The sequence below is a fragment of the Endozoicomonas sp. ONNA1 genome, assembly GCF_024606325.1.
GTDB lineage: Bacteria > Pseudomonadota > Gammaproteobacteria > Pseudomonadales > Endozoicomonadaceae > Endozoicomonas_A.
Map to the genome: position 1 here is coordinate 1 of NZ_JAHHPN010000259.1, position 1,169 is coordinate 1,169.

The 1,169-nt window shown below is 60.2% G+C and carries 1 protein-coding gene; it reads right to left on the bottom strand.

The annotated features are described in order from the left end of the window. The coding region (locus tag KDK19_RS06135) for an ankyrin repeat domain-containing protein (protein WP_257291563.1) at nucleotides 1-1,169 on the bottom strand (1,169 nt) is incomplete at both ends.

Genomic DNA, 1,169 nt, shown 5'->3' on the forward strand with positions numbered 1-1,169 from the left:
CAGTAGCGGGTTGGCGCCATTCGACAGGGCGGCGTTGAGATCCGCCCCGGCTTCGATCAGGGCTTGCACAATGTCGGTATTGCCCGTCTCGGCTGCGATGAACAGCGGGGTGGCGCCACTCTCGGTCCGGGCGTTGAGATCCGCCCCCGCTTTGATCAGGGCTCTCACGCAGTGAGTATTGCCCTTCCAGGTTGCGACGGACAGTGGGTTGGCATCATCCGACCGGGCGGCGTTGAGATCCGCCTTGGCTTCGATCAGGGCTTCCACGCAGTCGGTATTATTCTTCAGGCAAGCGAGGAACAGCGGGGTGGAACCGTCCGAACAGCTGAGGTTGAGATCGGCCTTGGCTTTGATCAGGGCTTTCACGCAGCCGGTGCTATTTTGTTGGGCAGCGATGGACAGCGGGGTGGCACCATCCGAAGTCCGGGCGATGTTGAGATCCGCCCCGGCTTCGATCAGGGCTTGCACGATGTCGATGTTATTTTCCTGGGCAGCGATGAACAGCGGAGTGACGCCATCCGGTGTCTGGGCGGCGTTGACGTCCGCCCCGGCCTTGATCAGGGCTTTCACGCAGTCGGTATTGCCCTTCCCGGCAGCGATGAACAGCGCGGTGGCGCCATCCTCAGCCCGGGCAGCGAGATCTGCTCCGGCTTCGATCAGTGCTTCCAGGCAGTCGATATTGCCCTTCTCGGCAGCGACGTAGAGCGGGGTGGTACCATCGGAACAGGCAGCGTTGAGATCTACCTTGGCTTCGATCAGGGCTTTCAAGCAGTCGGTGTTATTTTTCTGGGCAGCAATGTACAGTGGGGTGACACCATCCGGACGGGAGAGGTTGAGATCCGCCTTGGCTTTGATCAGGGCTGTCACGCAGTCGATATTGCCCTTCTGGGCCGCGATGAACAGCGGGGTGGTGCCATTACTCCAGGTAGCGTTGGGATCCGCCCCGGCTTCGATCAGGGCTTGCAGACAGTCGGTGTTATTTTCCTGGGCAGCGATGAATAGCGGGGTGGCACCATCCTCAGTTCGGGCGGCGTTGACGTCCGCCCCGGCCTCTATCAGGCATTGGATCACCGCCGTGTGCCCGTTAGCAGATGCCAGCATCAAGGCATTGAGATCATCAGTCATAACGGCATTGACATTGATTCCTTCTGCCAGTGACTTCTCCACCT